Raw genomic sequence first — 23,290 nt, 5'->3', positions numbered from 1 at the left:
TTAATTGAGTTGGGAAGAAGCAATACTACCTTCGGATCAATTCAACAACAAATTTGCCGCATTCTTGATCGGACGACAAGGCAAACCGGAAAAGGCGGGATGGCGAGATATTGCGCCAAATTCTGCTTTTTCCCCCATAGATAACCTGACGTTAACGAAATGCGTGTAAGACTCAGGCGTGAATTGGCGGAAAGTCCGCCGGATTTCGGCGATTTTTTGCTGTCGGGTATGAATTGTCGGGAACAAAACTGGAGAATATGAATGCTCATCGGTGATATCTTGGTGGCGCAGAATTTGGTGACGCCTGAGGATATAAAAATTGCGCTCCATCGGCAGAAGGAGAATGGCGGTCGCCTTGGCGAGAACCTCGTTGCGCTTGGCGCATTGACGCAGGAACAGCTGGACCGCGCAATTTACGAGGCGCCGCGGGCGCCGAAAACCATTGAAGACACGGGCATTCCCAGCACCAACCTGTTGCGTATTCTCCTCAAGCTCATGTATGTGAACAGTCTTGAGACGGCGTCGGAGATGTCCGGCGCCATCAAACTTCCCCTCGGCGTTGTCAATCGCCTCATTCAGGAAGCCGGAGACCGCAAGTTTCTGGAATCTCTGGGTAACACGGATCAATCCACGTTCTCCGAAACCCGCTATGTGATGACGGAATCCGGTAAGCGTTATGCCATCGAGTCGCTGGAGCAGAATCAGTATGTCGGGCCCGCGCCGGTGTCGCTCGCGGCTTATCAGGCGCGGATCAACCAGCAGAAAATCACGAACGAGCGGGTTGAGCAGGAAAAAATCCACGAAAGTTTCAAGAACCTGGTGATTACCGAAGACTTCGTGCGTCGCCTCGGCCCTGGTGTCAACGCCGGCAAGAGCATTCTGTTATATGGCCCGCCCGGTAACGGTAAAACCACGGTCGCCGAAAAGGTTGCCGAGATCTTCGCCAATGTCATCTATATCCCCTATTGCTTCGAGGTGGATGGTCAGATCATCAAGGTCTTTGACCCTGCGATCCACAAGCAAAAATTCGGCAGGTCGCATGAAAAGACAAAGAATTCGGGCCTCCGCCGTGAAGAATTTGATGGCCGCTGGGTTCCCTGCGAACGTCCTGTCGTCATTACGGGCGGTGAATTGACGCTCGAAATGCTTGACCTCAGCTTCAATGCGCATGCGAAATATTACGAGGCGCCGCTGCATGTCAAAGCCTCCAACGGCACCTTCATCATCGATGACTTCGGCCGTCAGCTGGTGAGTCCGGAAGATCTTCTCAATCGCTGGATCGTTCCGCTGGAAAGCCGTATCGATTATCTCAAGCTTCACACCGGCAAGAGTTTTTCCCTGCCGTTCGATGAACTCGTGATCTTTTCGACAAACCTTTCGCCGGACGATCTGATGGACCCGGCCTTTCTCCGCCGTATTCCCTACAAGCTTGAAACCGTCGGTCCATCACGCGAACAATATTTCGAAATTTTCAAGATGGTCGGCGCGGCCCGCGGTCTGGAGATCACGGAAGACGTTCTCGATACCGTTATTGAGGAATTGCAGGTGAACAACAGCTTCGATCTTGCCTGCTACCAGCCGAAATTCATCGTCGAACAGATCATCGCCGCCTGCAAGTATCAGGGCACGGATCCGTATGTCAGCAAAGAGCTGGTCGTTGACGCCCTCAAGAATCTGTACACCTCGTCCGCGAAGGGCGCGGGCAAAACGGCGGCCAAGGCGCATAGCAGCAGCGATCCCGTGAAACCCGCGGTGGCGGCTGTCTGATATCCCTGTCGGCCCGGCAGTTTAGCCGAGCTGAATGCGATTGCCGGGGAAGACAAGCCGGGCGGCGGACACGATGTCCTCGCCCAGCCAGCTTTTCCGGTTGATGACGATACAGGCCGTGGTCGCCTCCAGTTCCAGAAAATGATTGATTTCTGCGTTTGAGACCGCCGCCTGTATTACATGGGCGTGCGACAACAGCGCAAATTTGCGACTGAGGTGCGTATCGGCGGTGATGCGGCTGAAATCGGCATCAAGATATTCCGGCATGAACGCCGGATTGACGTACCGGTCTTCCAGCATTACCGGCAGACCGTTTTCGCGATGAACGAAATAGGACCGGTACACGTCCGCTCCGACTTCCATTCCCATCATGTTTGCCGCGTCCTTCTCGGCGGGTTCGCCCTGCAGAAAATGAACTTCGCACTGGTGCCGTCCGCCGCGGGCGCGAATGATATCGTCGATTTCCTGAAGCTCCAGCTTTTTGGGCTGTTTTTTAGGCGCGGCGACAAAGGTGCCGACGCCTTGAATGCGTTCAAGGTAACCGGCCTGCGTCAGTTCGCGCAACGCCCGGTGAATTGTCATGCGCGAGATTCCCATTTCGCGCACCAGGGTATGCTCCGATGGAAGCTGGAAATAGGCCGGCCATTCGCCGGATTCCATATTTTTCAGCACATAGGATTTAACCTGTTCATACAGTGGTTTCGGCGGCGCGTAGGAGCGATCGTCATTCTGCGGTTTAAAATGGGGCATCGGCGAAGTCCGTCATCTCTGTTGGCATATACAGGAGGACGTCACCACGGCGCCGGATGTGAAATCTATAATCCGGGACTTACGAAATTTCTAAAAATAATACTTGAACGATCATTCCAATTAAATATATGATAGGGACACTGATCAGCTCCATCTATGCAAATTTGATGATGATCCGTGAAAGGCCTGCCCCGATTTTCTGCGCCCCTCGGGGTGGGCCTACTTCCTTCCTCCCCTAAAAATCCGTCGATTTATCCTTGAATGAATTTGCCTCACTGGTCATATAGACTGCAACGGAATTTATTCTGAAATACAGGACGGAAATGACAGAACATACGCATGAATTTCAGGCCGAAGTCGCCAAGCTTTTGGATATAGTGACTCACTCCCTCTATAGTGAAAAGGAAATTTTCCTGAGGGAGCTTGTCTCCAATGCCTCTGATGCGTGCGATCGCCTGCGCTACGAGGCGTTGACGAACCCGGATCTGATCAAGGATGACCCGGATTTTAAAATCACCATTTCAGTGGATGAAAAAGCCCGCACCCTGACCATTGAGGACAATGGCATCGGCATGTCCGAACAGGATATGATCGACAACCTCGGAACCATCGCGCGATCCGGAACGTCGCGGTTTTCCGAACAGATGACGGGAGATGCCGCCAAGGATGTGACATTGATCGGGCAGTTCGGTGTCGGCTTTTATTCCGCCTTCATGGTCGCCGATAAGGTTACGGTCACAAGCCGGCGCGCGGGTGAGGAAAACGCAACCCTCTGGGCGTCGGAGGGGCATGGCACCTTTGTCACGGAGGCGGCAAGCCGGGATAAGCGGGGGACGTCGATCGTCCTTCATATGCGCAAAGACGCCAAGGAATATCTGGAACCGGCGCGTCTTCGGCAGATCATCAAGACCTATGCCGATCACATTGCGATCCCTGTTGTCCTCAAGGCAACGAAGGAGGGGGAGGAAGACCAGACCCTCAATACGGCGAGTGCGCTCTGGACCCGGCCGAAATCGGAAATCACCGAAGAGCAATATACCGAATTCTATCATCATGTGGGGCAGGCTTTTGACAGCCCCTGGCTCACTCTTCACAGCCGGGCCGAAGGGCGCATCGAATATACGATGCTGCTGTATATCCCCGAGCAGCCGCCGTTTGATCTTTTCAATCCGGAACGCAAGTCGCGCCTCAAGCTTTATGTAAAACGCGTCTTTATCACGGACGACTGTGAAGAACTGATCCCTGCCTATCTTCGGTTCCTTCGCGGGATCGTCGATTCCGAAGACCTGCCGCTGAATGTCAGCCGCGAGATGCTGCAGCACAATCCGGTCCTTCAGAAGATCCGTAACGGCCTGATAAAAAAGGTCCTGGGTGAGCTTGAGAAAAAAGCGGAGAAGGATAAGGAGAGCTTCGCGAAGTTCTGGAGCAACTTTGGCGCGGTTCTAAAAGAGGGCATTTACGAGGATGCCGTCAACGGTGAGCGTATTCTGAAAATGGCGCTGTTCAATAGCACGGCGTCGGATACGCAAACGGATCTCGCCGGGTATGTTTCGCGGATGAAGGAAGGGCAAGATGCCATCTTCTATATTTCCGGCGACGATCTCGGCGCCCTGAAATCCAGCCCTCAACTGGAGGGATTTGCGGCAAAAGGCGTGGAGGTTCTGTTGCTTGGCGATGCCGTGGACAGCTTTTGGCTTAGCCGGATAAGTGAATTTGACGGCAAACCCTTCAAATCCGTGACCCGCGGCGCGGCCGATCTGGAAAAGATTACGGGCGCGGAAGAGGCGAAAGACGAGACCCCCAAGGCGGACGAGGGGGAAATGGATCGGCTGATTGCCCTTTTTAAAACGGCGCTGGATGGCAAGGTGAAGGATGTTCGCGCCTCCTCCCGCCTGACCGGAAGCCCCGTCTGTCTCGTCGCTGATGATGGCGACATGGATATTCACCTGGAAAAACTCCTCAAGGCGCATAAACAGTTCGGCGGGGGCGCGAGCCTTCGTATTCTCGAACTCAACCCCAAGCATATGCTGATCAAAAAGCTGGCGGCAAGCGCATCAAAAAATGGCGCATCAGATGCGCTGGAAGATGCGGCGCTCCTGCTGCTCGATCAGGCGCATATTGTCGAAGGTGATCCCGTTGCCGACCCGGTCGCCTTTTCCAAGCGGATGGCTGATTTCATGGCGGAAAGCATCGCTGTTTGAGATATAGCCTGGAAAATTGCCGTTGGACGGTCGGAAAGACTATCCGCCGCTAGCGGCAATCCCCAGCGCGACTCCCGCTCTGATCGTCCTGCCGCCCCAAAGGCGTCGATCCCCACCATTTCCTGTTCGCATCGTCGATTGCATGCATCGGTATGCTATTGTTTCATGTGAAACACCACTTATGATTTTTTAGATTGTAATTTATACAATCAATATACAAATAACCCGGAGGGCTCTCTCTAATCCATCTTGTTATCGTATGCGCCAGTTGCCACACATAATCCTTCTCGCTTTTTTCCTGACTGCAGCGGCATCGTGCACCGCGGTGGATGATACATTGCTGAGCGAAGAGGTGGATGATTTCGCCCGCGGAGTCGTGACCGTCACGGCGCTTATCGCCGAAGAATTCGAGATTGCGGAAGAAATCAACAACCTTGGATTCACAGACAACCTGCAATTCCAACTCGAGCTTGGCGGCAGCCCGGAGACGGATCTCAAGCCGCTTTTTGGCGCGACGGACATCGCGGCGCGTCAAAATCTGCTTTCGGCCCTGCGCGGATATGCCGAGATGCTCGTGGCCGTTGCCAGCGGTGAATCTGTTTCTGCGCTTTATGCCGGTCTCGCCGGAACGGCGAACGATCTGAAATCGCTCAACAGCGGCAGCTTCAATCTCTCGCACTCCCTGTCTTTTCTGGAATCCAACCGCCTCGTCAGTGACGTCAGTTTTTTTGACGAGCTGTTTATTTTACCGGAACGGGACAAGCGTCTGCTGCCGATTGTGGAAAAAGGCGCCGATACGGTGAAGAAAACGGCGATCCTTCTGTATTTCGATATCGGCGCAAAAGAAGACCAGTCAAGCAAATGCAGCTTTACCTATCCCGGCAACGATCTCACGGCGGCCATGTCGACACTGCGTCTGTGCAAGGGGGGCCTGCGGTCGATTGTCAGTAACGCCATCGCCTTTGATACCGGGATATGGAAGGACCGGCTCGCCTATATGAAGGGCGGCGGATCGGGCAATTCCGGCGGCCGCGCCATTGCCATTAACCGGCTCGTCAGGCTGCAAAAACTCGGCCAGAGCCTCGACCGGCTTTTGGCCGACACGCAATCGGCCTTGGCGGCGATGGTGGCAGCTCATGAGTCAATCGGGAGCACGCTTGGCGCTACGCAAAAATCCTTTAGCCTGTCGTTATCGGAAACGTCGAAAAATCTTATTTTCACGGAAAAAGTCCGGGCGTTGGCAAGCACTGCTGCCGATATCAAAACGGCGCTCGCCGACATTACAGCCACGTCTATCACGGCACAGGATTTTCAGGGAACGCCGCAACAAAATCTGCTATCGGGAGACAGCGATGACAAATAGCTATCAGGACGCGCTTTCAAAATTACAGCAGGCGCAGGACGCACTTAATGTGCAAGACATTTCCCAATTGCCGGCACCGCAACTTGCCAATCTCGAGAAATCCAAGGCGGCGGTCTATGGGGAGATACAGGCTTTGCAGGCCAAGGCAATCGAAGATAGAGATGATCTCTATGCCGCCATGACCGACAGCTTTCGCGACTGCAAATCGGACCTTACCCGCCTGTCCGACTGGGTAACCGGCCGGAAGGCGCGCGACCAGGCGATTTTCACCATGCTGACGAAAGGGATCAGTATCGCCCTTTCGCTGCTGGCATAGCTATTTATCCATGATCTCGTCGATGCGGCGGCGGGTCACGCTGTAACCGGCTTCTTCCGGAATGAGGAGAAACTTCCCGTCGTCCGTCACTTCCATCTCGGGAAGCACCGTGAAGGTGTCCGTTCCATGAGCATGGGCAACGGCGTCCTTACTGGAATCGAAACGGCTCAGAACCTCGACATTCATGCGTGTCGGGAAAATCACCGTATAGATGCCTTTATCCGCATCCGTCAGAACTTCATTGGGGCCGATCCAGACGGAATCCACGGATTCCTCGCCGTCGTGCGCCGCCAGTTGGTGTGGCGGCGCCTCGGCAATGAAAAAATGGGTATCGAAGCGCTTGGGCATATGCGCCGGGGTGATCCAATGGGCAAAATGCCCGAGAAGATCGGTCGCGAGCTCGAGATTCTCGGCGCGTACCATATCGAGGATCGGCAATTCGCCATTCTGAAGCGGCATTCTGTACTTATCGGCGAGTGCATCCAGCCGCTCATGCGTCACCAGCCGGCCGGTCTGCCGGTTGCGGGCAAGCAGGATATTGGCCTCCTCAAAACTCTCGCGGATCGAGGCGATTTTAAAGGCGCGCAACGGATCGTCCCGCCGCTCGCTTTCGGGCAGGAAATCGATAAGCGCCGCATCCATATCGCCGTCATCCACCTTGCCTCCCGGAAAGACGAGCGCGCCCGAGGCAAAGTCGATCTGGTGATGGCGGACCACCATGAAAACTTCGATCTTGTCGTTAATCTTGACGTGGTCGCGGACCAGCAAAACGGTTGCGGCGGGCTTCAGGGGAACTTGTCTGTCTGTCATGGAACACCATTATTGTTCTTTTTGAACGATATAGTGCCCGAGAGTGAAATGGGGATCAACTAAATAGGACTTAAAGCAGAACTTCCAGCGCCGCGAGGATGGGCCCATAGCCGTCCTGCTGAACGATTATGGCGCAGCCATCGCGACCCTCCGCCCGCATGTCCGCGAGATTAACCTGGATCGATTTTGCCTCCCCGGTCCAGTCTCCGAGGGGCCGTATTTTCCGCACAACGTTATGATAGGTAATGATCCGGCCGGTATTCTCGCCCCGGCGGATATTCACATCGCGTTGCCGGTCGATATCGACAACCCAAACAGTCGCCTTGCCAGTGCCGGCCGGCAGCCGGATATCCAGATCATCGCCGTTCAATGTCCAGTCAAGCAGAAGGCTCTTGGCGTGACCCTCATGTTTCGCAATCAGGCCCTCAACGCCGCTGCGGTCCGAGCCAACGATATGTTCCGTGCCGGCGACGACCATTTGCGGCGTATAGACGTAGCGTGAATTGAACCGGCCCCGGTATTCGACCTGCCGGGCGTCATTGTCGCTGCTTCCGAATATATCTTTCCAGCCGATGTAATCCCAGTAGGTGACCCCGAAGGACAGGCCGAGAACATCGTCGTTTTTGACTAGTTCACCGAGGAGTTCATCGGCGGGCGGACAGGAGCTGCAGCCTTGCGAGGTATAAAGCTCGACGACGGTGGAGGGTTGATGCACGCTCGCGGCGACGGCCGAGTTGACGGCGCCCATGGCAATAAGGGCGACAAAAGCTGAAACGGCGATCATGGGCGCTATACGTATGTTCATATTCCCTAAATAGCTCATTCCGGCATCACAGACAAATCACCTGTCAGTGAGAGCGCGGTGAATAAAAAACGGCGGCCGTTTTGGGCCGCCGTTTGTTTCTGGATCGCAGGCAATGCTAGCTTGCCGAGAGATTCCTGAGAACATACTGCAGGATGCCGTCATGGCGGTAATACTCGACTTCATCCAGCGTATCGATCCGGCAGAGCAGATCGATCTCCTGTGACGATCCGTCAGTCCGCGTGATTTTGCAGCTAACCTTCATCCGCGGTGTGACCCCCTCCTCGATGCCGGTCAGGTCAATGACCTCGCTGCCATCGAGATTGAGCGTCTTGCGGGTCACGCCTTCCGGAAACTGGAGCGGGAGAACGCCCATTCCGACGAGGTTGGAACGGTGAATACGCTCGAAACTCTCGGCAATAACCGCCTTGATGCCAAGGAGCAACGTCCCCTTGGCCGCCCAGTCGCGGCTGGAGCCCGTGCCATATTCCTTGCCGGCAAAGACGACAAGCGGCGTTCCCTCTTCGCGATATTTGACGGCGGCATCATAGATCCACATCTGCGTGCCATCCGGCATATGTTTCGTCACGCCGCCTTCGGTACCCGGGGCGACTTCGTTGCGCAGCCGGATATTGGCGAAGGTGCCGCGGGTCATGACCTGATCGTTCCCGCGCCGGGAGCCGTAGGAGTTGAAATCCTTCGGCGCAACCTGATGTGCCTTCAGATATTCACCGGCCGGACCGTCGGCCTTGATCGCACCGGCAGGTGAAATATGGTCGGTCGTGACCGAATCACCAAGGAGTGCGAGAACGCGCGCGCCCCTGATATCCTCGAACGCGCCGGGCTCTTTCTGCATTCCGTCAAAATAGGGCGGATGCTGCACATAGGTCGAGGTGCTGTCCCAGGTGTAGGTCTGCCCTTCCGCCGTCTTGATTGACTTCCAGGCATCATCGCCGGAGAAGACGTCCGCATATTCTTTTTCGAACATATCGCGGGCGACCGCCTCACGCACGGTCTGAAGCACTTCCGCATTGCTCGGCCAGATATCCTTCAGATAAACCGGGTTGCCAGCCTTATCGGTGCCCAGCGCGTCTTTCGTGATATCGATATTGAGCGAGCCTGCGATGGCATAGGCAACGACCAGTGGCGGAGATGCCAGATAGTTCGCCTTCGCCTGCGGGCTGACCCGGCCTTCGAAGTTACGGTTACCGGAAAGGACGGAGCAGGCAACGAGCTCACCTTCGGCAATGGCATCGGCAATGGCCGGATCGACCGGACCAGAGTTTCCGATGCAGGTGGTGCAACCATATCCGACCAGGTTGAAGCCGAGCGCATCCAGATCGTCCTGAAGGCCAGCTTTTTCCAGATAGTCGGTCACCACCTTGGAGCCCGGGGCGAGAGATGTCTTCACCCATGGCTTGACGGTAAGACCTTTCGCCAGCGCATTGCGTGCCACCAGACCGGCGGCGAGCATAACGTTCGGGTTCGAGGTGTTGGTGCAGGAGGTAATGGCGGCAATGATCACCTTGCCATGGCCGATCTCGAAGTCCTTGCCCGCAACCGGAATTTTCTTGTCAAGATCACTGCTCGTGCCGGCAAGTTCCGGAAGTGCCCCCTTGAAAGCATTCGCGGCCTCGGTCAGCAGCACCCGGTCCTGCGGGCGTTTCGGACCGGCGAGGCTCGGCTCGACGGTTGAGATATCCAGTTCCAGCGTTGCCGTGAATTCCGGATCTGGTGTGTTGTTATCGCGCCACATGCCCTGCGCCTTGGCGTAAGCCTCTACCAGTTTGACCCGTTTCGGATCGCGTGCCGTGAAGTTGAGATAATTGATGGTTTCGGCGTCGATCGGGAAGAAACCGCAGGTCGCGCCATATTCCGGCGCCATGTTGGAGATGGTCGCGCGGTCGGCGAGGCCGAGCTCGGCAATGCCGGGACCATAGAATTCAACGAACTTGCCGACAACACCCTGCGCGCGCAGCATCTGGGTCACCGTCAGCACGAGGTCGGTCGCCGTCGTGCCTTCCTTGAGTTTGCCGGTCAGCTTGAAGCCGACAACTTCCGGGATCAGCATGGAGATCGGCTGGCCGAGCATAACGGCCTCGGCCTCGATCCCGCCAACACCCCAGCCAAGCACCGCAAGGCCGTTCACCATCGTGGTATGGCTGTCCGTGCCGACAAGCGTGTCCGGATATGCGACTTCCTTGCCGTTCTGGTCTTTTGTCGTCCAGACGGTCTGGGCAAGATATTCCAGGTTCACCTGATGGCAGATGCCGGTTCCGGGCGGCACAACGCGGAAGTTGTTGAAGGCTTTCTGACCCCAGCGGAGGAAGGCATACCGCTCGCCGTTCCGCTCCATTTCCAGCTCGACGTTCTGACCGAAAGAGGCGGCGGTACCGAATTTGTCAACCATCACCGAATGGTCAATCACCAGATCGCACTGGGCCAGCGGGTTAATCTTTTCCGGATCCCCGCCGAGGGCCACCATCGCATCGCGCATGGCGGCAAGGTCGACAACAGCCGGCACGCCCGTAAAATCCTGCATCAGCACGCGGGCCGGACGATAGGCGATCTCGCGATCCGCCTTGCGGTCTTTCAGCCAGCCGGCAATCGCGCTCACATCTTCTGATGTGACGGTGCGGCCATCTTCGTGACGCAGCAGGTTTTCAAGCAGGACTTTCAGGGAAAAGGGGAGGCGGGAGACATCCCCAAGGCCGGCTTTTTCGGCTTCCGGGATGCTGTAGTAGTCATATTTGTCGCCGTCGATATCGAGTGTGCGGCGAATGTTCAGGCTGTCGTGACCAGTTGTCGTCAACGTTTCGCTCCTTGAAGGTAGGGGGAACGGGGAATGCCGGTTTGGCGGCACCGTTTAAAATACTGTGCGTATGTGCCCTAAATTTGAAAAATTCTCAAGAGCTAAGGTGTGTTCAGCGCCGTCGGAAGCCCCAAAATGTAAATCCTGTATATGAAATTGCGTTGGCGGCCCTCGAAAGCGGGATGCAAATATTTGCGAAAGCGGGATTCTTCCTGTAGTCAGTGAGGGGGCTCGTGCCCTTGCCGTTGTCTCCCCGGAGTGATATGCCGCCGACATGCGATTTTCCGTCCAAAACCTGGCCTGCCAGCGCGCCGATCAGCTGATTTTCGAAGGCCTGTCATTCGCGCTTGGCCCCGGCGAAGCGATATGGGTGCAGGGGCGGAACGGCGCCGGCAAATCGTCGCTTCTTCGTATTTGTGCCGGACTTCTTCGCCCCCATGCCGGCGGAGTTGCTTGGGCGGATGAAGATATTTTCACAGAATCGGATCGCTATCAGGGCGCGTTTCATTATGTCGGCCATCAGGACGCGCTGAAACCGGCGCTCACGGTGAGCGAGAATATCAAATTCTGGGCTGCCTACCACGGCCATTCCGATATCGAAACGGCGCTCGCGGAATTTGAACTCGCGCCTCTTCGCGACACGCCGGCTGGTATTCTTTCGCAAGGACAGAAGAAACGCACGAATCTGGCGCGGCTTGCCGCGTCCTCGGCGCCACTGTGGATTCTCGATGAACCGGTCAGTGCCCTCGACAAACATTTTATCGCGCTTTTCAAAGAAAAACTCCTGCGGCATCTGGCGGGAGGCGGCATGGCGATTTTCGCCACCCATCAGGACCTCGGGATCGATCAAGTCCGGCGGCTCAACCTCGATGAGGTTGCCGTATGAAGCGATTTTTCCGTCTGATCTTGCGTGATTTAACGCTTGCGGCCCGGCAGGGGAGCGCGGTGACGCTCAGTCTGTCGTTCTTCGTTATCGTCGTCGTCCTTTTTCCTCTCGGTGTCGGACCAGAACTTTCCGTCCTCGCCCGGATCGGGCCCGGTGTTCTCTGGGTGGCGGCCTTGCTCTCCTGTCTCCTCACGCTCGATCGGATGTTTCAGGCTGATTTCGAGGATGGATCGCTGGATCTCCTGATGATTGGGCCGCTGCCGACGGAAATGATTGTTCTGGCCAAGGTTATTGCCCATTGGCTGACGTCGATCTTGCCGTTAATCGTCATTGCGCCCATTCTGGCCCTTTCCCTCAGCATTCCGGGCGACGGTGTATTGGCGCTGACGACAGCGCTCCTTGTTGGCACGCCCACCCTCAGCCTGATTGGCGCCGTCGGTGCCGCCCTGACGATGGGAATGCGCCGCGGTGGTGTTTTGTTGTCACTTCTGGTACTTCCGCTATATATACCGGTATTGATTTTCGGTGTCGCCGCGGTTGATGCCGCGATCGCGCTCCTGCCCATGACGCCGCATCTTCTATTGCTTGGCGGCGTCTCGCTCGGCGCGCTTGTGGTCGGGCCGGTGGCCGCTGCCGCGGCATTACGTTTGTCTCTATCCTGAGGGGCTTTGAGGTACAGAATTAGGTCATGGCCATCGACTTGCACAAATACGCCAACCCGAAGCGATTTCTCGCCATTACGGCGGCGATCTACCCCTGGAGCGTCTGGCTGACCGTCCTTCTCCTGGTGTCGGGCCTCTATCTGTCCCTGTTCGTTGCGCCGCCTGATTATCAGCAGGGCGATACCGTCCGCATCATGTTCGTGCATGTGCCGGCCGCCTGGATGGCGCTGATGATTTACACGATGATGGCAGTTTCATCCGCCGTCGGACTGATCTGGAAGCACCCGGTCGCCGATCTCACGGCCAAGGCGGCGGCGCCGATCGGCGCCTGCTTCACCTTTCTCGCCCTGGTGACGGGATCGCTCTGGGGGCAGCCGATGTGGGGAACCTTCTGGGTCTGGGACGCGCGGCTGACCAGCATGCTGATCCTGTTTTTCCTCTATCTTGGTTATATGGCGGTTTGGGAGAGTTTCGATGATCCGGCCAAGGCGGCCAAGGCGGCGGCGATCCTTGCGCTGGTCGGGGTCGTCAATGTGCCGATCATCCGTTTTTCGGTCGACTGGTGGAATACGCTGCATCAACCGGCGAGCGTCGCCACAATGTCGGGGCCGAAAATACATAGTTCCATCCTGATCCCGCTTCTCGTAATGGGCCTCGCCTATACGGCGTTCTTTGTCATGGTGCTGATTATCCGGGTGAAGGCGGAAATATTGCAAAGGCGGCTTCGCGTGCTGCAGGTATCGGAATTGAGGGAGCGGTAGGACCGGTCCGGACAGTGATCGCGGCATTGTGACGCATAACGGCTGTTCGTTTGTGTATTTTGATGGCAAAACCACTATATTCGCGCGAAACAAAAGGCTTTGAGGATCGATTTGGATCAGATGGCGACATTCTTTGATATGGGCGGCTACGGCCTGTTTATCTGGCCCTGCTTCGTGATTTCCGCGATTGTGCTGCTCGCCCTCTACTTTCTCAGTCGTCAGCGCCTGAAGAGGGTTGAGCGCGAGCTTTCGGTTATGGAGTCCCGGCGCGGTGAGCGGCGGCGCGAGGGCGGAATTTCTGAGCCAGCGGGAGAAACCATGTCATGACGCGGAAGAAGCGCCGCTTATATTTTGTCCTGTCCGGGATGTGTGTTCTTGCCATTGCCGCCGCGCTCGTTCTGACCTCCTTCGAGGATAGCCTTGTCTTTTTCCGCAGCCCTTCCGATCTGGTTGAAAAACCGATGCCGGCGGGGCGCAATTTTCGCCTTGGCGGACTGGTGGAGGAAGGGAGCGTCGAAAAGGACGGCGTCGTCACGCGCTTTCGCGTGACCGATCTCAACGAAAGCGTCCCGGTCACCTTTGAGGGCCTGCTGCCCGATCTCTTCCGGGAAGGACAAGGCGTGGTGACCGAAGGCGCGTTCACGGACGATGGCGTGTTCGTCGCCTCCAATGTTCTGGCCAAGCATGATGAAAACTATATGCCGCCGGAAGTCGCAGAGGCCCTCAAGAAATCGGGCCAATGGAAACCGGAGGCGAAAAACTGATGGTCGCGGAGGTTGGACAATTCGCACTCATCCTCGCTCTGGTCACGGCTGTTTTTCAGGGTGGCATACCGCTTTTCGGCGCGGCGCGGGGCAGCCAGCCCATGATGCGTTTCGCCAATAACGCCGCTTTCGTTCAATTTGCCGCGATTACGATCGCGTTCATCTGTCTGACCATAGGCTATGTGACGAGCGATTTCTCGATCCTGAATGTCGCCAATAACTCCCACTCCCTGAAACCGATGCTTTATAAAATCAGTGGTGTCTGGGGGAACCATGAAGGATCGCTTCTTCTGTGGAGCTGGATCCTCGCGCTTTTCGGTCTTGCCGTCGCCTTTTTCGGCAGAAGCCTGCCCGATACCTTGAAATCGCGGGTGCTGGCGGTCCAGGGGTTGATCGGCATCGGATTTCTCCTGTTCATCCTTTTTACCTCCAATCCATTTGAGCGACTCGACCCGGCGCCCCTTGACGGGACCGGACTCAACCCGCTTTTGCAGGACCCGGGCCTCGCCTTTCATCCGCCGTTTCTGTATCTCGGTTATGTCGGGCTTTCCGTTACTTTCTCCTTCGCCATTGCCGCATTGATCGAAGGCCGGGTGGATCCGGCCTGGGCCCGCTGGGTTCGGCCCTGGACCCTTGCCGCCTGGGGATTTCTCACGATCGGCATCGCCCTTGGTTCCTGGTGGGCATATTACGAGCTGGGATGGGGCGGCTGGTGGTTCTGGGATCCGGTGGAGAATGCCTCCTTCATGCCCTGGCTGGCGGCAACGGCGCTTCTTCATTCAGCGATTGTTGTCGAAAAGCGCGACGCCCTCAAGAACTGGACCATTCTGCTGGCCATTATCGCCTTCAGTCTGAGCCTGATGGGCACCTTTCTCGTGCGCTCGGGCGTGCTGAATTCCGTGCATGCCTTCGCCACGGACCCGGCGCGCGGCATCTTTATCCTGATTTTCCTGATTGTGGTCATCGGCGGCTCGCTCCTTCTCTATGGCATTCGCGCGCCGATGATGAAGGGCGGGGGCCTCTTCGCGCCGATCAGCCGCGAAGGGGCGCTGGTTCTCAACAACCTTCTCCTCTCGACGGCCACTGCGACAATCCTGCTCGGCACGCTCTATCCGATTTTTCTCGATGCCGTTTCGGGCGCAAAGGTGTCCGTCGGGCCACCCTATTTCGAGGCGACTTTCCTGCCGCTGGCCATCCCGCTCGTGATTGCGATGGTATTCGGGCCGTTTCTCGCATGGAAGCGGGGTGATATTTCCGGTGTCCTCGCCCGTCTAAAGTTTGCGCTCCTGCTCGCCCTGGTGTTGGTTGGCGTGATCTGGTGGCAGAAAACGGGAACAACGGTCATGGCGCTTGTCGGTATGGGAATTTTCGCCTGGCTATTGGTTGGAACGCTTCTCGAATGGGCGGATCGTATCCGGTTATTCCGGATTCCTCTGTCGAACAGCTGGAAAAGAATGGTGCAGCTGCCACGAAGCGCCCATGGCATGACCGTTGCCCATATCGGTGTCGCGCTTGTGATCCTTGGGATAACAGCGTCGGGCGCCTGGCAGTCCGAGCATCTTGGCGTCATGAAGCCCGGTGAGAGAGTAACGGTTGGCGGCTATGATTTCCGTTTCGATGGCGCGGAGAATGTTGCCGGTCCCAATTATGATGCGGTCCGCGGCACCTTCCTTGCTTCAACCGGTACCGAAAAGGGCTTTTACCTCTATCCTGAACAACGGCGCTACAGCAATCCGCCCATGGACACGACAGAGGCGGCCATCCGCCCCATGTTAAGCGCGGATCTCTATGTGGTCATCGGGGAGGCGGACGGAAAGGGCGGCTATGCGATCCGGATCTATCACAAGCCCTTCATCTCCTGGATATGGATCGGATGCTTCGTCATGTTCGCGGGCGGCGCGCTCAGCCTGAGTGACCGGCGGTTACGCCTTGGCGCGCCCGGCCGAGTGCAGAAAAAAGCCGCATCCGCCGCGGGTCTCTCCGGCGCGAAAGGGTAGCGCGATGCGATTTCGTTTTCTGATTCCGGTGCTGACATTCGCGGCGATTGCCATTGTCATGTGGTATGCGCTGTTCAACCTCAATCCGACGGAAATCCCGTCGGAACTTGTCAGCAAGCCGGCCCCGGAATTCGCCCTTGACGCCGTTCCGGGATACGGGCCGGAACTGTCCAAATCCGATCTTGCCACCGGAAAAGTGGTTCTGCTCAATGTCTTTGCCTCCTGGTGCGTTGCCTGCCTGGCGGAGCATCCTTTCTTCATGGAGATCAAGCAACAGAACCTCGTCGAAATTTATGGCCTCAATTACAAGGACACGCCCGACGCGGCGGCGCAATGGCTGGATCGCCACGGCAATCCTTATTCGCGGACGGGCATGGATATCAAGGGGCGGGTCGGCATCGATTTCGGGGTCTATGGCGTGCCGGAAACCTTCGTCATCAGCCCCGACGGCAAAATACTCGACAAGATCATCGGGCCGGTCAGCAGGGAAATGTTCGAGGAAAGAATACGGCCGCTGCTAAACGGGGCGGGATCGTGAGATCGCTTTTTCGGGCATTGCTGCTGCTCCTCTTGCTCGCGCCGGCATGGATCGCGCCTGCGGTCGCCGTGTTCGTTGAAGAAAAGCTCGATGATCCGACGTTGGAAGCGCGGGCCCGCGACATTTCAGCCGGCATCCGGTGCCTCGTCTGCCAGAATCAGTCAATTCTCGACAGCAACGCCGATCTTGCAAAAGACCTGCGCCAGATTGTGCGCGAACGCGTCGCCATTGGTGAGAGCGACACTGAGGTTCGCGGCTATCTGGTGACCCGTTACGGGGATTGGGTTCTTCTCGATCCTCCGTTCAAATTGACGACGCTGCTTCTTTGGCTTGGGCCGGCCGTCATCTTCATCCTGGGCGCAATTGCGGCGATTGTCTTTCTCCTCGGGAGGAATCGCCGCCCGGACGACGCGGAGAGCGCCGGGCTTAGTCCGCAGGAAGAAGCGGAAATCGACCGTCTTCTGGATCCGGAAGGGCATGAACAGAAATCATGATCTGGGTCGTCGCATCGCTGATCCTGCTTTTTGCAGTTGTCGTTCTTGTCTGGCCGTTTCTGCGGCCCGCCGAGGAGACGCGTGATCACGCGGACCAGGGGCTGGCGGTCTACCGGCGGCAACTTGAAGAACTCGCGCTTGATGTTGACCGTGGCGCCATCAACCGGGCCGATGCGGAAAGCATGGAGACCGAGATCAAACGACGCGTGCTCCGTTTACATCGAACGGCGGATACGACAGGGACGGGCGCCGGCGGGATCAAATACTGGCCCGTTGCGCTGATCCTCGCCATTGCTCTGCCCGCCATAAGTTTTGCGTTATATGCGGACATCGGATCCCCGGAAAAGCCGTCGCGGCCGCTGGCGGTGCGCGATTTGGCCGCGGAACAGGCGGCGCGGCAGGCGCAGGATGTATCCTCCCTGATCCAGCGCCTTGTTAATGCGCTGAAGGAGCAACCGGACAATCTCGACGGTTGGGTGCTGCTGGCGCGGACGCTCAGCCGCATGGAACGATATGAGGAAGCGGCGGAAACCTACATGAAGGCAACGGTGCTCGCACCGACGGCCGTGGAACTTTACGTCGGCGCTGGCGAAAATTATTACTTTGCGGCGGAGGGAAATATTTCGGCGGATGCCGCGAGGGCGTTTGAGACGGCCGCCGAGCTTGATCCGCAAAATCCGGGTGTGCGCTACTACCTGGCGCTTCGCGATGCGCAAGAAGGGGATGTCCAGGGGGCGCTTCGTAAATGGATTTCCCTCTATAATGAAAGCCCGGCGGACGCTCCCTTTATGCCGGTACTGGCAAGCCGCATTGAACGGACCGCGGAAGAGACGGGCACCGACCTCGCCGGTCTATGGGCACGGAAAGACGTGCCGCCCGCGTCCGCAGGGCCGAGCAGTGATGATGTTGCGGCGGCGGCCGACATGAGTGCCGAGGAGCGTCAGGCGATGATCTCCTCGATGGTCGAGCGACTGGCGGCTCGCATGGAGGAGACACCGGAGTATGACGGCCTGATGCGGCTTGGTCAGGTTTACGGAACAATCGGGAATTACGAGAAATCGGCGGACGCCTATGGCCGGGCGAGGGCGCTTAAACCCGGGGATCTCGCAGCTCTCGAGGCGGAAGCCTTTGCCCGGATTCAGGCCGCCGGATCAGACGGTGTTCCTCCTGAGACCGCGGTCGAACTCTATCGCGACGTGATTGCCGAAAACCCAGATAACCCGAGAGCCTTATGGTACCTTGGCGTTGCGGCGGCGGCCGGCGGCGATAATGATGCCGCGATCGAATACTGGACGCGCCTTCAGGAGGTAACCCAGGCGGGGAGCCCTGTTCATCTGGCGGCGAAAGAGGCGATAAAGAGCCTTTCCGCGACAGATAAAAATTGATACCGTCTTTTTTTTATACCCATCCTTATCGGTAAAGCATTGGCATCGACAAACCCAGATGATTACGCGTTTGAGCGCAAGGTCCCGGCGGGCGACAATATGGAACGTCACGTCTGCGCGGATTGTGGCTGGATTCATTACGACAACCCGAAAATAGTCGTTGGATCCATCGTCACCTATGAGGACAAGTTCCTGCTGTGTAAGCGGGCGATTAATCCACGCAAAGGCTTCTGGACGCTGCCGGCAGGGTTTCTCGAGCAGAATGAAACAACGGCTGATGGCGCCGTCCGCGAAGCCTTTGAGGAAGCGCAGGCCAAAATTCGCATCCGCGACCTTCTCGCCGTCTATAGCGTCACGCATATCAGTCAGGTGCAGATTATGTATCGCGCGGTTCTGGATCGTCCGGAATTTTCGGCAGGTCCGGAATCGCTGGAAGTCCGGCTTTTTGACTGGTCGGAGATACCATGGAACGATCTTGCCTTTCCAACCGTCTATTGGGCGCTACATCAATATCAGGACATCAAGGACCGAGAGAGTTATACGCCGTTCGCGAACGCGACGGGCGACATACTGAGAAAATCACTTGAAATTATACGGCGCTGATTGGCCGGAGAGGATCGCGATGATGAAAAAAATGACGGCGGCAGCCCTTATGGGGACGTTTCTTGCACTGGCGATGACCGGGAGTTCGGCCGCCGGACTGCTCGACAAGATACAAAAGACGATTACGGACACGACGTCTTCCGCGACCGGTGGCTCGAGCAGTGGGGCCACGACAAATGGTCTATCCACGGAACAGATCACAGAGGGGCTCAAGGAAGCGCTCCGTGTCGGCACCGAAACGGTCGTCGAGCAGATTGGGACGGTTGATGGATATAACGGCGATCCGGCCATCCATATTCCGCTTCCCGAGAAAATGCAGCAGGCGCAGGAGTTGTTGAGAAAATTCGGTCTTTCCGGCATGGCGGATGAAGTGGAGGAGCGGCTTAACCGTGGCGCGGAAGCGGCCGCCCCGAAAACCAAGGAAATCATCTATAATGCCATTTCCTCGATGACGCTTGAGGATGCGCAGTCAATCTATAGCGGACCTGATGATGCGGCAACGCAGTATTTCCGCAAGGTCTCGACGGCGGAACTGACAGAAACGGTGCGTCCGGTCGTCGAACAATCCCTGCAGGATGTCGGCGCGATCACCGCCTACGACAATCTGGTCTCCCAATATAAAACCTATCCCCTGGTTCCGGATATCCAGACCGACCTGACAGAGTATGCGACAGAGATGACGCTGGAAGGATTGTTTCACTATCTCGCTGAGCAGGAGGCGGCCATTCGGAAGGATCCTATCAAGCAGACAACGGAAATCCTGAAGACGGTGTTCGGGAACTAAGCGGCGGTTTTTCCAAGGAAATCAAGGAGCAGCGATTTATAGCGGGGGAGAGATTTATAGCGCTGCATGTCGGCGCCCATCGTCTCAATCCCGTTTAGAAGCCGCGCGGCGCGGTCCTGGCTTTCGCAAATTTCGGACAGGCTGTTGTTGAAAATCCGGATCGTAAAGAGGATGTCCGAGGCATTTGGAAGACGCTGCAGCGTTTGCCGTTCGACCCGGAAGAATATCCGCTCACCGATATTTTCAGCCGTTATCGAGCGATCGACCGACCGGTCGCGGCGCCACCATCCCGGCTGAAACAGGGTGTCGCTGTCATAGAGCCCCCAGTTGAACCGTTCGACTTTTTTCCCGGGTCTCAAATTGCGGAAAAACCGGTCGATGGGGGCGCCGATGTGATCGTTGAGCCCGGGTACGGGCTGGTGAATGGACTGCATGGGGCGACCGACTTTCTCAACGAGGTTCCAGCCCGTCGGAAAGCAGACACAGGCCGCCGCAAGAATATAACCATCCGGGGATTCCCGCATCAGGACGAGGTCTTCCTGCACGTGAAGCGCCGCCTGGACGAGCGGTGAGGATTCGCTCTCCGGTATCAAGGGCGCCGGGGCATCCGGATGATGGGCGTTGCGTTCCGTCTTGATAAGGGCGAGGATTTCATTCTGTGCGGTTCGCGTTCCATCTGTCTCCGCCACGACATGATCGCGATATTCGTCAAGCAGCCGTTTCTTCTCGGCAATGTCACGTGCAAAATCCTGATCGATGTCGAGGAAGGACCGGCTTCTCAAGGCCTGCAGTCCCATGCTCAGGCGGAAATCCGTGCCGTCGAGTGGAAAGTAGCGCAGGCTCATGCGTCCGGATCTGTTTTTTCCTGTCTCATGTGACGAGTGATCATCGGAACCTGTGCGATGAAAAAGAGGAATGTGGCCGCGGTAAAGCCGAAAACCTTTATATTCACCCAAAGCTCCGTCGAGACGTTGCGCCAGATAATCTCGTTGGCAACCGCCATCAACAAAAAGAAGATACCGAGCCGGATCGTCAGCTTGTGCCATCCGCTGTCATCGAGATTCCAGAAATTATCAAACAACACTTTAACGAAAGACTTTCCGAGCAGGATCCCGGCAAATAATACGGCGGCAAAGATGCCGTAGATGATTGTCGGTTTCATCTTGATGAAGGTTTCATCATTCAGATACAGCGTGAGTCCGCCGAACACCATGACGACAACCGCCGTGACCATTGGCATCATGGGGAGGGTTCTGGTGTAGTAATAGGAGATGGCGAGGGCGATCACCGTCGTGATCATGATCGCGCCGGTCGCAACGAAGAGATCGCCGAAATAATACGCGGCGAAAAATACGGCGATCGGCCCAAGCTCCGTTGCCGGCTTCAATCCCTTCGGCATTTGTTTTCCCGTCGCCATCTGTACTTCTTTCCTTTTCAGAGACTGCCGACGCCGGAGAGGGCGCGGGCAAAATCCCGCGCGGCGAAGGGCTGCAGATCGTCTTCGCCTTCCCCAACGCCGATGGCATGAACCGGCAGGCCGAACCGATCCGCGATTGCCACCAGAACGCCGCCGCGCGCCGTGCCGTCAAGCTTCGTCATCACCAGGCCGGTGACATTGCAGACTTTGCCGAAAATCTCCACCTGGTTCAGCGCATTCTGCCCTGTCGTGGCATCCAGCACCAGAAGACAGGAATGGGGCGCGTCGGGGTCGAGCTTCTTGATAACGCGCAGGACTTTTTCGAGCTCCGCCATCAGATCAGATTTATTCTGAAGCCGTCCCGCCGTATCGATCAGCAACAGATCAGCGCCGTCGGCCTTCGCCTTTTCCATGGCGCTGTAGGCCAGGCCCGCGGCATCGCCGCCAACCTTTGTCGTGACGACGTCGCATCCGGTCCGTTGACCCCAGACCTGGAGCTGTTCTACGGCGGCCGCGCGAAATGTATCCCCCGCGGCGAGAACCACTTTCTTGCCTGCTGCCCGGTATTGCTTCGCGAATTTACCGATTGTCGTTGTCTTTCCCGAACCGTTCACGCCGACAATGAGAGCGACATGGGGCTTGCGGCTTTCATCCAGCGTGAAGGGTATTGCAACGGGATCGAGAATGGCCGCGACCTCATCCGCAAGCGCGGCCCGGATTTCCTCCGGCGCGATTTCCTTGTCGTAGCGTGTTTTGGCGATATTGGCAGCGATGCGCGCTGCCGTGGTGACTCCAAGATCCCCGCTGATCAGCAATTCCTCCAGCTCCTCGATGACGTCGTCGTCGAGCTTGCGCTTTGTGAAAATATCGGTGATCCCGCTGGAGATCGCGGAGGAGGAGCGCTTCAACCCGTCGCGGAGTTTGCCGAACCAGCTTTTTTTCTCTTTCGTTTCGCTCATGCTACGTTCGCTTTCACTAGAGTCGGGGCGATCAGTTTCCTGCCATCGGTCTGTGCAATATGGACTGATATGATGTCGCCGCTTTCCGCCTTGAATCCGAAATCAACGGGGGCGTAATGGCGGGTGCGGCCGGTCGTCTCATTCTCTACGAGAACGGACTGTTCGCTTCCCACCAGACTTTCAAGAAAGCGGGAAAGGTTCCGTTCGCCGGCTTCGCGCAGGACAGCCGCACGCGCCTTACGGATGTCGCCCGGTACCTGCGGCATCTTCGCCGCCGGCGTTCCGGGTCGGGCGGAATAGGGGAACACATGTAGATAGGCGACGTCGCATTCTTCGACCAGCCGGAGGCTGTTGGCCGCCATGTCGTCCGTTTCCGTGGGGAACCCGGCAATGATATCCGCGCCGAAGACAACATCGGGCCGAAGCCGCCGCGCCTTCTCCACGAAATCATAGACATCGCCTCGCAAGTGCCGCCGTTTCATCCTTTTCAGGACCATGTCATCGCCCGCCTGCAAGCTGATATGAAGATGCGGCATCAGACGGGGTTCGTTCTCGATCAGCCGCCAGAGGTCGTCATCCACTTCCACGGGATCGAGGGAGGAAAGCCGCAGATGCGCGATTTCCGGAACCGCCGCAAGCAGGCGGCGACACATCTGCCCCAGGGTTGGCCGGCCCGGCAAATCTTCGCCATAGGCCGTGATGTCAACGCCGGTCAGGACAAATTCCTTGTAACCGTTCCCGGCGAGGGAGCGGGCCTGATCGACAATGGCGCCAAGGGGCACGGAGCGGCTGTTGCCGCGACCATAGGGAATGATGCAGAAGGTGCAGCGATGATTGCAGCCGTTCTGGATCTGGAGAAATGCGCGCGCCCGGCCGTCGAAGCCTTCGATCAGGTGGCCCGCCGTTTCTTCCGCTGACATGATGTCATTGACCTGGACCCGTTCCGTCTCTTCAAGGCCGAAAGACTGCGGTTCGAGCTTTTCCAAATTGCCGAGGACCTGATTTACCTCCGGCATCCGTGCAAATTGATCCGGATTGGTCTGGGCGGCGCAACCGGTGACGATGATCTTGGCGTCCGGATGTTCCCGGCGCGCCTTGCGCACCGCTTGCCGGGCCTGACGTTCCGCTTCATTGGTGACGGCGCAGCTATTGATGATGACGGTATTGGTCATTCCTGCGGACAGGGCATGGCCGCGCATCACTTCGGATTCGTAGGTAT

General features: G+C 57.1%; 23 protein-coding genes. 15 read left to right on the top strand and 8 right to left on the bottom strand.

The window, feature by feature from the left end:
* Nucleotides 1–261: 261 nt before the first annotated feature.
* The gene (locus tag GQF03_RS15535; protein WP_161340187.1) at nt 262–1,767 is read left to right on the top strand and encodes a cyclic di-GMP-binding domain-containing protein, MshE-related; all 1,506 of its coding nucleotides are present in this window, start codon (nt 262–264) and stop codon (nt 1,765–1,767) included.
* Nucleotides 1,768–1,788: 21 nt separating this feature from the next.
* On the opposite strand, the gene GQF03_RS15530 is transcribed toward GQF03_RS15535, so the two are convergent.
* The gene (locus GQF03_RS15530) at nt 1,789–2,517 is read right to left on the bottom strand and encodes a UTRA domain-containing protein (protein WP_161340186.1); all 729 of its coding nucleotides are present in this window, start codon (nt 2,515–2,517) and stop codon (nt 1,789–1,791) included.
* A gap of 323 nt (nt 2,518–2,840) precedes the next feature.
* Between GQF03_RS15530 and htpG the strand changes: the two genes are divergently transcribed.
* The 3 genes from htpG to GQF03_RS15515 all read left to right on the top strand — a co-directional run bounded on the left by htpG (nt 2,841) and on the right by GQF03_RS15515 (nt 6,397).
* Nucleotides 2,841–4,718 carry a molecular chaperone HtpG gene (gene htpG / locus GQF03_RS15525; RefSeq protein ID WP_161340185.1) on the top strand — a complete coding sequence of 626 codons (1,878 nt, stop codon included), beginning with the start codon at nt 2,841–2,843 and terminating at the stop codon, nt 4,716–4,718.
* Nucleotides 4,719–5,043: 325 nt separating this feature from the next.
* Nucleotides 5,044–6,081, top strand: coding sequence for a hypothetical protein (locus GQF03_RS15520; protein WP_161340184.1), 1,038 nt, complete (start codon nt 5,044–5,046; stop codon nt 6,079–6,081).
* A complete protein-coding gene (locus GQF03_RS15515) occupies nt 6,071–6,397 on the top strand; it encodes a hypothetical protein (RefSeq protein ID WP_161340183.1) in 327 nt (108 codons plus the stop codon). Before GQF03_RS15520 ends, GQF03_RS15515 begins: the two co-directional genes overlap by 11 nt.
* Here GQF03_RS15515 and GQF03_RS15510 read toward each other — a convergent pair whose 3' ends face one another.
* The 3 genes from GQF03_RS15510 to acnA form a co-directional block, all read right to left on the bottom strand.
* On the bottom strand, nt 6,398–7,207 hold the full coding sequence (locus tag GQF03_RS15510) for an NUDIX hydrolase (RefSeq protein ID WP_161340182.1): 810 nt from the start codon (nt 7,205–7,207) through the stop codon (nt 6,398–6,400).
* 70 nt (nt 7,208–7,277) lie between these two features.
* Entirely contained in the window at nt 7,278–8,012 is a 735-nt protein-coding gene (locus GQF03_RS15505) for a DUF1223 domain-containing protein (RefSeq protein ID WP_161340181.1), read from the bottom strand.
* Nucleotides 8,013–8,127: 115 nt separating this feature from the next.
* On the bottom strand, nt 8,128–10,821 hold the full coding sequence (acnA, locus tag GQF03_RS15500) for an aconitate hydratase AcnA (protein WP_240958596.1): 2,694 nt from the start codon (nt 10,819–10,821) through the stop codon (nt 8,128–8,130).
* A 274-nt stretch (nt 10,822–11,095) separates the two neighbouring features.
* On the opposite strand from acnA, the gene ccmA reads away from it, so the two are divergent.
* From ccmA to GQF03_RS15445, 11 genes are all read left to right on the top strand, one after another.
* Nucleotides 11,096–11,707: a heme ABC exporter ATP-binding protein CcmA gene (gene ccmA, locus GQF03_RS15495; protein WP_161340180.1), complete on the top strand. Its 612-nt coding sequence runs from the start codon at nt 11,096–11,098 to the stop codon at nt 11,705–11,707.
* A complete protein-coding gene (ccmB, locus tag GQF03_RS15490; RefSeq protein ID WP_161340179.1) occupies nt 11,704–12,369 on the top strand; it encodes a heme exporter protein CcmB in 666 nt (221 codons plus the stop codon). The genes ccmA and ccmB overlap by 4 nt, the downstream gene beginning before the upstream one ends.
* Nucleotides 12,370–12,395: 26 nt before the next feature.
* Nucleotides 12,396–13,130, top strand: coding sequence for a heme ABC transporter permease (locus GQF03_RS15485; protein WP_161340178.1), 735 nt, complete (start codon nt 12,396–12,398; stop codon nt 13,128–13,130).
* Between the two features lie 120 nt (nt 13,131–13,250).
* Complete coding sequence (ccmD, locus tag GQF03_RS15480) at nt 13,251–13,457, top strand: heme exporter protein CcmD (RefSeq protein WP_161340177.1); 207 nt, start codon at nt 13,251–13,253, stop codon at nt 13,455–13,457.
* Nucleotides 13,454–13,894: a cytochrome c maturation protein CcmE gene (ccmE, locus tag GQF03_RS15475; RefSeq protein WP_161340176.1), complete on the top strand. Its 441-nt coding sequence runs from the start codon at nt 13,454–13,456 to the stop codon at nt 13,892–13,894. The genes ccmD and ccmE overlap by 4 nt, the downstream gene beginning before the upstream one ends.
* Nucleotides 13,894–15,891: a heme lyase CcmF/NrfE family subunit gene (locus tag GQF03_RS15470; protein WP_161340842.1), complete on the top strand. Its 1,998-nt coding sequence runs from the start codon at nt 13,894–13,896 to the stop codon at nt 15,889–15,891. The genes ccmE and GQF03_RS15470 overlap by 1 nt, the downstream gene beginning before the upstream one ends.
* Nucleotides 15,892–15,895: 4 nt before the next feature.
* The gene (locus GQF03_RS15465; protein ID WP_161340175.1) at nt 15,896–16,429 is read left to right on the top strand and encodes a DsbE family thiol:disulfide interchange protein; all 534 of its coding nucleotides are present in this window, start codon (nt 15,896–15,898) and stop codon (nt 16,427–16,429) included.
* Entirely contained in the window at nt 16,426–16,923 is a 498-nt protein-coding gene (locus tag GQF03_RS15460) for a cytochrome c-type biogenesis protein CcmH (RefSeq protein ID WP_206375931.1), read from the top strand. Before GQF03_RS15465 ends, GQF03_RS15460 begins: the two co-directional genes overlap by 4 nt.
* Nucleotides 16,920–18,308, top strand: a complete 1,389-nt coding sequence (ccmI, locus tag GQF03_RS15455; protein ID WP_161340174.1) for a c-type cytochrome biogenesis protein CcmI — start codon at nt 16,920–16,922, stop codon at nt 18,306–18,308. The genes GQF03_RS15460 and ccmI overlap by 4 nt, the downstream gene beginning before the upstream one ends.
* A gap of 39 nt (nt 18,309–18,347) precedes the next feature.
* Nucleotides 18,348–18,911, top strand: coding sequence for an NUDIX hydrolase (locus GQF03_RS15450; RefSeq protein WP_206375933.1), 564 nt, complete (start codon nt 18,348–18,350; stop codon nt 18,909–18,911).
* Nucleotides 18,912–18,930: 19 nt separating this feature from the next.
* On the top strand, nt 18,931–19,695 hold the full coding sequence (locus GQF03_RS15445; protein ID WP_161340173.1) for a DUF4197 domain-containing protein: 765 nt from the start codon (nt 18,931–18,933) through the stop codon (nt 19,693–19,695).
* Here the strand turns inward: GQF03_RS15445 and GQF03_RS15440 are convergent.
* From GQF03_RS15440 to mtaB, 4 genes are read right to left on the bottom strand one after another with little or no spacing between them, the layout of a single operon-like run.
* Nucleotides 19,692–20,540, bottom strand: coding sequence for a heme-dependent oxidative N-demethylase family protein (locus tag GQF03_RS15440; protein WP_161340172.1), 849 nt, complete (start codon nt 20,538–20,540; stop codon nt 19,692–19,694). The two genes, GQF03_RS15445 and GQF03_RS15440, sit on opposite strands and share 4 nt — an antisense overlap.
* Nucleotides 20,537–21,112: a septation protein A gene (locus tag GQF03_RS15435; protein ID WP_161340171.1), complete on the bottom strand. Its 576-nt coding sequence runs from the start codon at nt 21,110–21,112 to the stop codon at nt 20,537–20,539. Before GQF03_RS15435 ends, GQF03_RS15440 begins: the two co-directional genes overlap by 4 nt.
* Nucleotides 21,113–21,129: 17 nt before the next feature.
* Nucleotides 21,130–22,071: a signal recognition particle-docking protein FtsY gene (ftsY, locus tag GQF03_RS15430; protein WP_161340170.1), complete on the bottom strand. Its 942-nt coding sequence runs from the start codon at nt 22,069–22,071 to the stop codon at nt 21,130–21,132.
* Complete coding sequence (gene mtaB, locus GQF03_RS15425; protein ID WP_161340839.1) at nt 22,068–23,270, bottom strand: tRNA (N(6)-L-threonylcarbamoyladenosine(37)-C(2))-methylthiotransferase MtaB; 1,203 nt, start codon at nt 23,268–23,270, stop codon at nt 22,068–22,070. The genes ftsY and mtaB overlap by 4 nt, the downstream gene beginning before the upstream one ends.
* Nucleotides 23,271–23,290: the final 20 nt, after the last annotated feature.

Origin of the sequence: Sneathiella chungangensis, assembly GCF_009882935.1 — a bacterium.
Lineage (GTDB): Bacteria > Pseudomonadota > Alphaproteobacteria > Sneathiellales > Sneathiellaceae > Sneathiella > Sneathiella chungangensis.
The sequence above is the reverse complement of the archived record's forward strand: the minus strand, read 5'-3'. Positions and strand labels throughout refer to the sequence as shown.

Bases quoted from the DNA above. Each gene is read 5' to 3' on its own strand.
- GQF03_RS15535 (WP_161340187.1), top strand. From the start codon at position 262: ATGCTCATCGGTGATATCTTGGTGGCGCAGAATTTGGTGACGCCTGAG.
- GQF03_RS15530 (WP_161340186.1), bottom strand. From the start codon at position 2,517: ATGCCCCATTTTAAACCGCAGAATGACGATCGCTCCTACGCGCCGCCG.
- htpG (WP_161340185.1), top strand. From the start codon at position 2,841: ATGACAGAACATACGCATGAATTTCAGGCCGAAGTCGCCAAGCTTTTG.
- GQF03_RS15515 (WP_161340183.1), top strand. From the start codon at position 6,071: ATGACAAATAGCTATCAGGACGCGCTTTCAAAATTACAGCAGGCGCAG.
- GQF03_RS15510 (WP_161340182.1), bottom strand. From the start codon at position 7,207: ATGACAGACAGACAAGTTCCCCTGAAGCCCGCCGCAACCGTTTTGCTG.
- GQF03_RS15505 (WP_161340181.1), bottom strand. From the start codon at position 8,012: ATGAACATACGTATAGCGCCCATGATCGCCGTTTCAGCTTTTGTCGCC.
- ccmA (WP_161340180.1), top strand. From the start codon at position 11,096: ATGCGATTTTCCGTCCAAAACCTGGCCTGCCAGCGCGCCGATCAGCTG.
- ccmB (WP_161340179.1), top strand. From the start codon at position 11,704: ATGAAGCGATTTTTCCGTCTGATCTTGCGTGATTTAACGCTTGCGGCC.
- GQF03_RS15485 (WP_161340178.1), top strand. From the start codon at position 12,396: ATGGCCATCGACTTGCACAAATACGCCAACCCGAAGCGATTTCTCGCC.
- ccmD (WP_161340177.1), top strand. From the start codon at position 13,251: ATGGCGACATTCTTTGATATGGGCGGCTACGGCCTGTTTATCTGGCCC.
- ccmE (WP_161340176.1), top strand. From the start codon at position 13,454: ATGACGCGGAAGAAGCGCCGCTTATATTTTGTCCTGTCCGGGATGTGT.
- GQF03_RS15470 (WP_161340842.1), top strand. From the start codon at position 13,894: ATGGTCGCGGAGGTTGGACAATTCGCACTCATCCTCGCTCTGGTCACG.
- GQF03_RS15465 (WP_161340175.1), top strand. From the start codon at position 15,896: ATGCGATTTCGTTTTCTGATTCCGGTGCTGACATTCGCGGCGATTGCC.
- ccmI (WP_161340174.1), top strand. From the start codon at position 16,920: ATGATCTGGGTCGTCGCATCGCTGATCCTGCTTTTTGCAGTTGTCGTT.
- GQF03_RS15445 (WP_161340173.1), top strand. From the start codon at position 18,931: ATGATGAAAAAAATGACGGCGGCAGCCCTTATGGGGACGTTTCTTGCA.
- GQF03_RS15440 (WP_161340172.1), bottom strand. From the start codon at position 20,540: ATGAGCCTGCGCTACTTTCCACTCGACGGCACGGATTTCCGCCTGAGC.
- GQF03_RS15435 (WP_161340171.1), bottom strand. From the start codon at position 21,112: ATGGCGACGGGAAAACAAATGCCGAAGGGATTGAAGCCGGCAACGGAG.
- ftsY (WP_161340170.1), bottom strand. From the start codon at position 22,071: ATGAGCGAAACGAAAGAGAAAAAAAGCTGGTTCGGCAAACTCCGCGAC.
- mtaB (WP_161340839.1), bottom strand. From the start codon at position 23,270: ATGCGCGGCCATGCCCTGTCCGCAGGAATGACCAATACCGTCATCATC.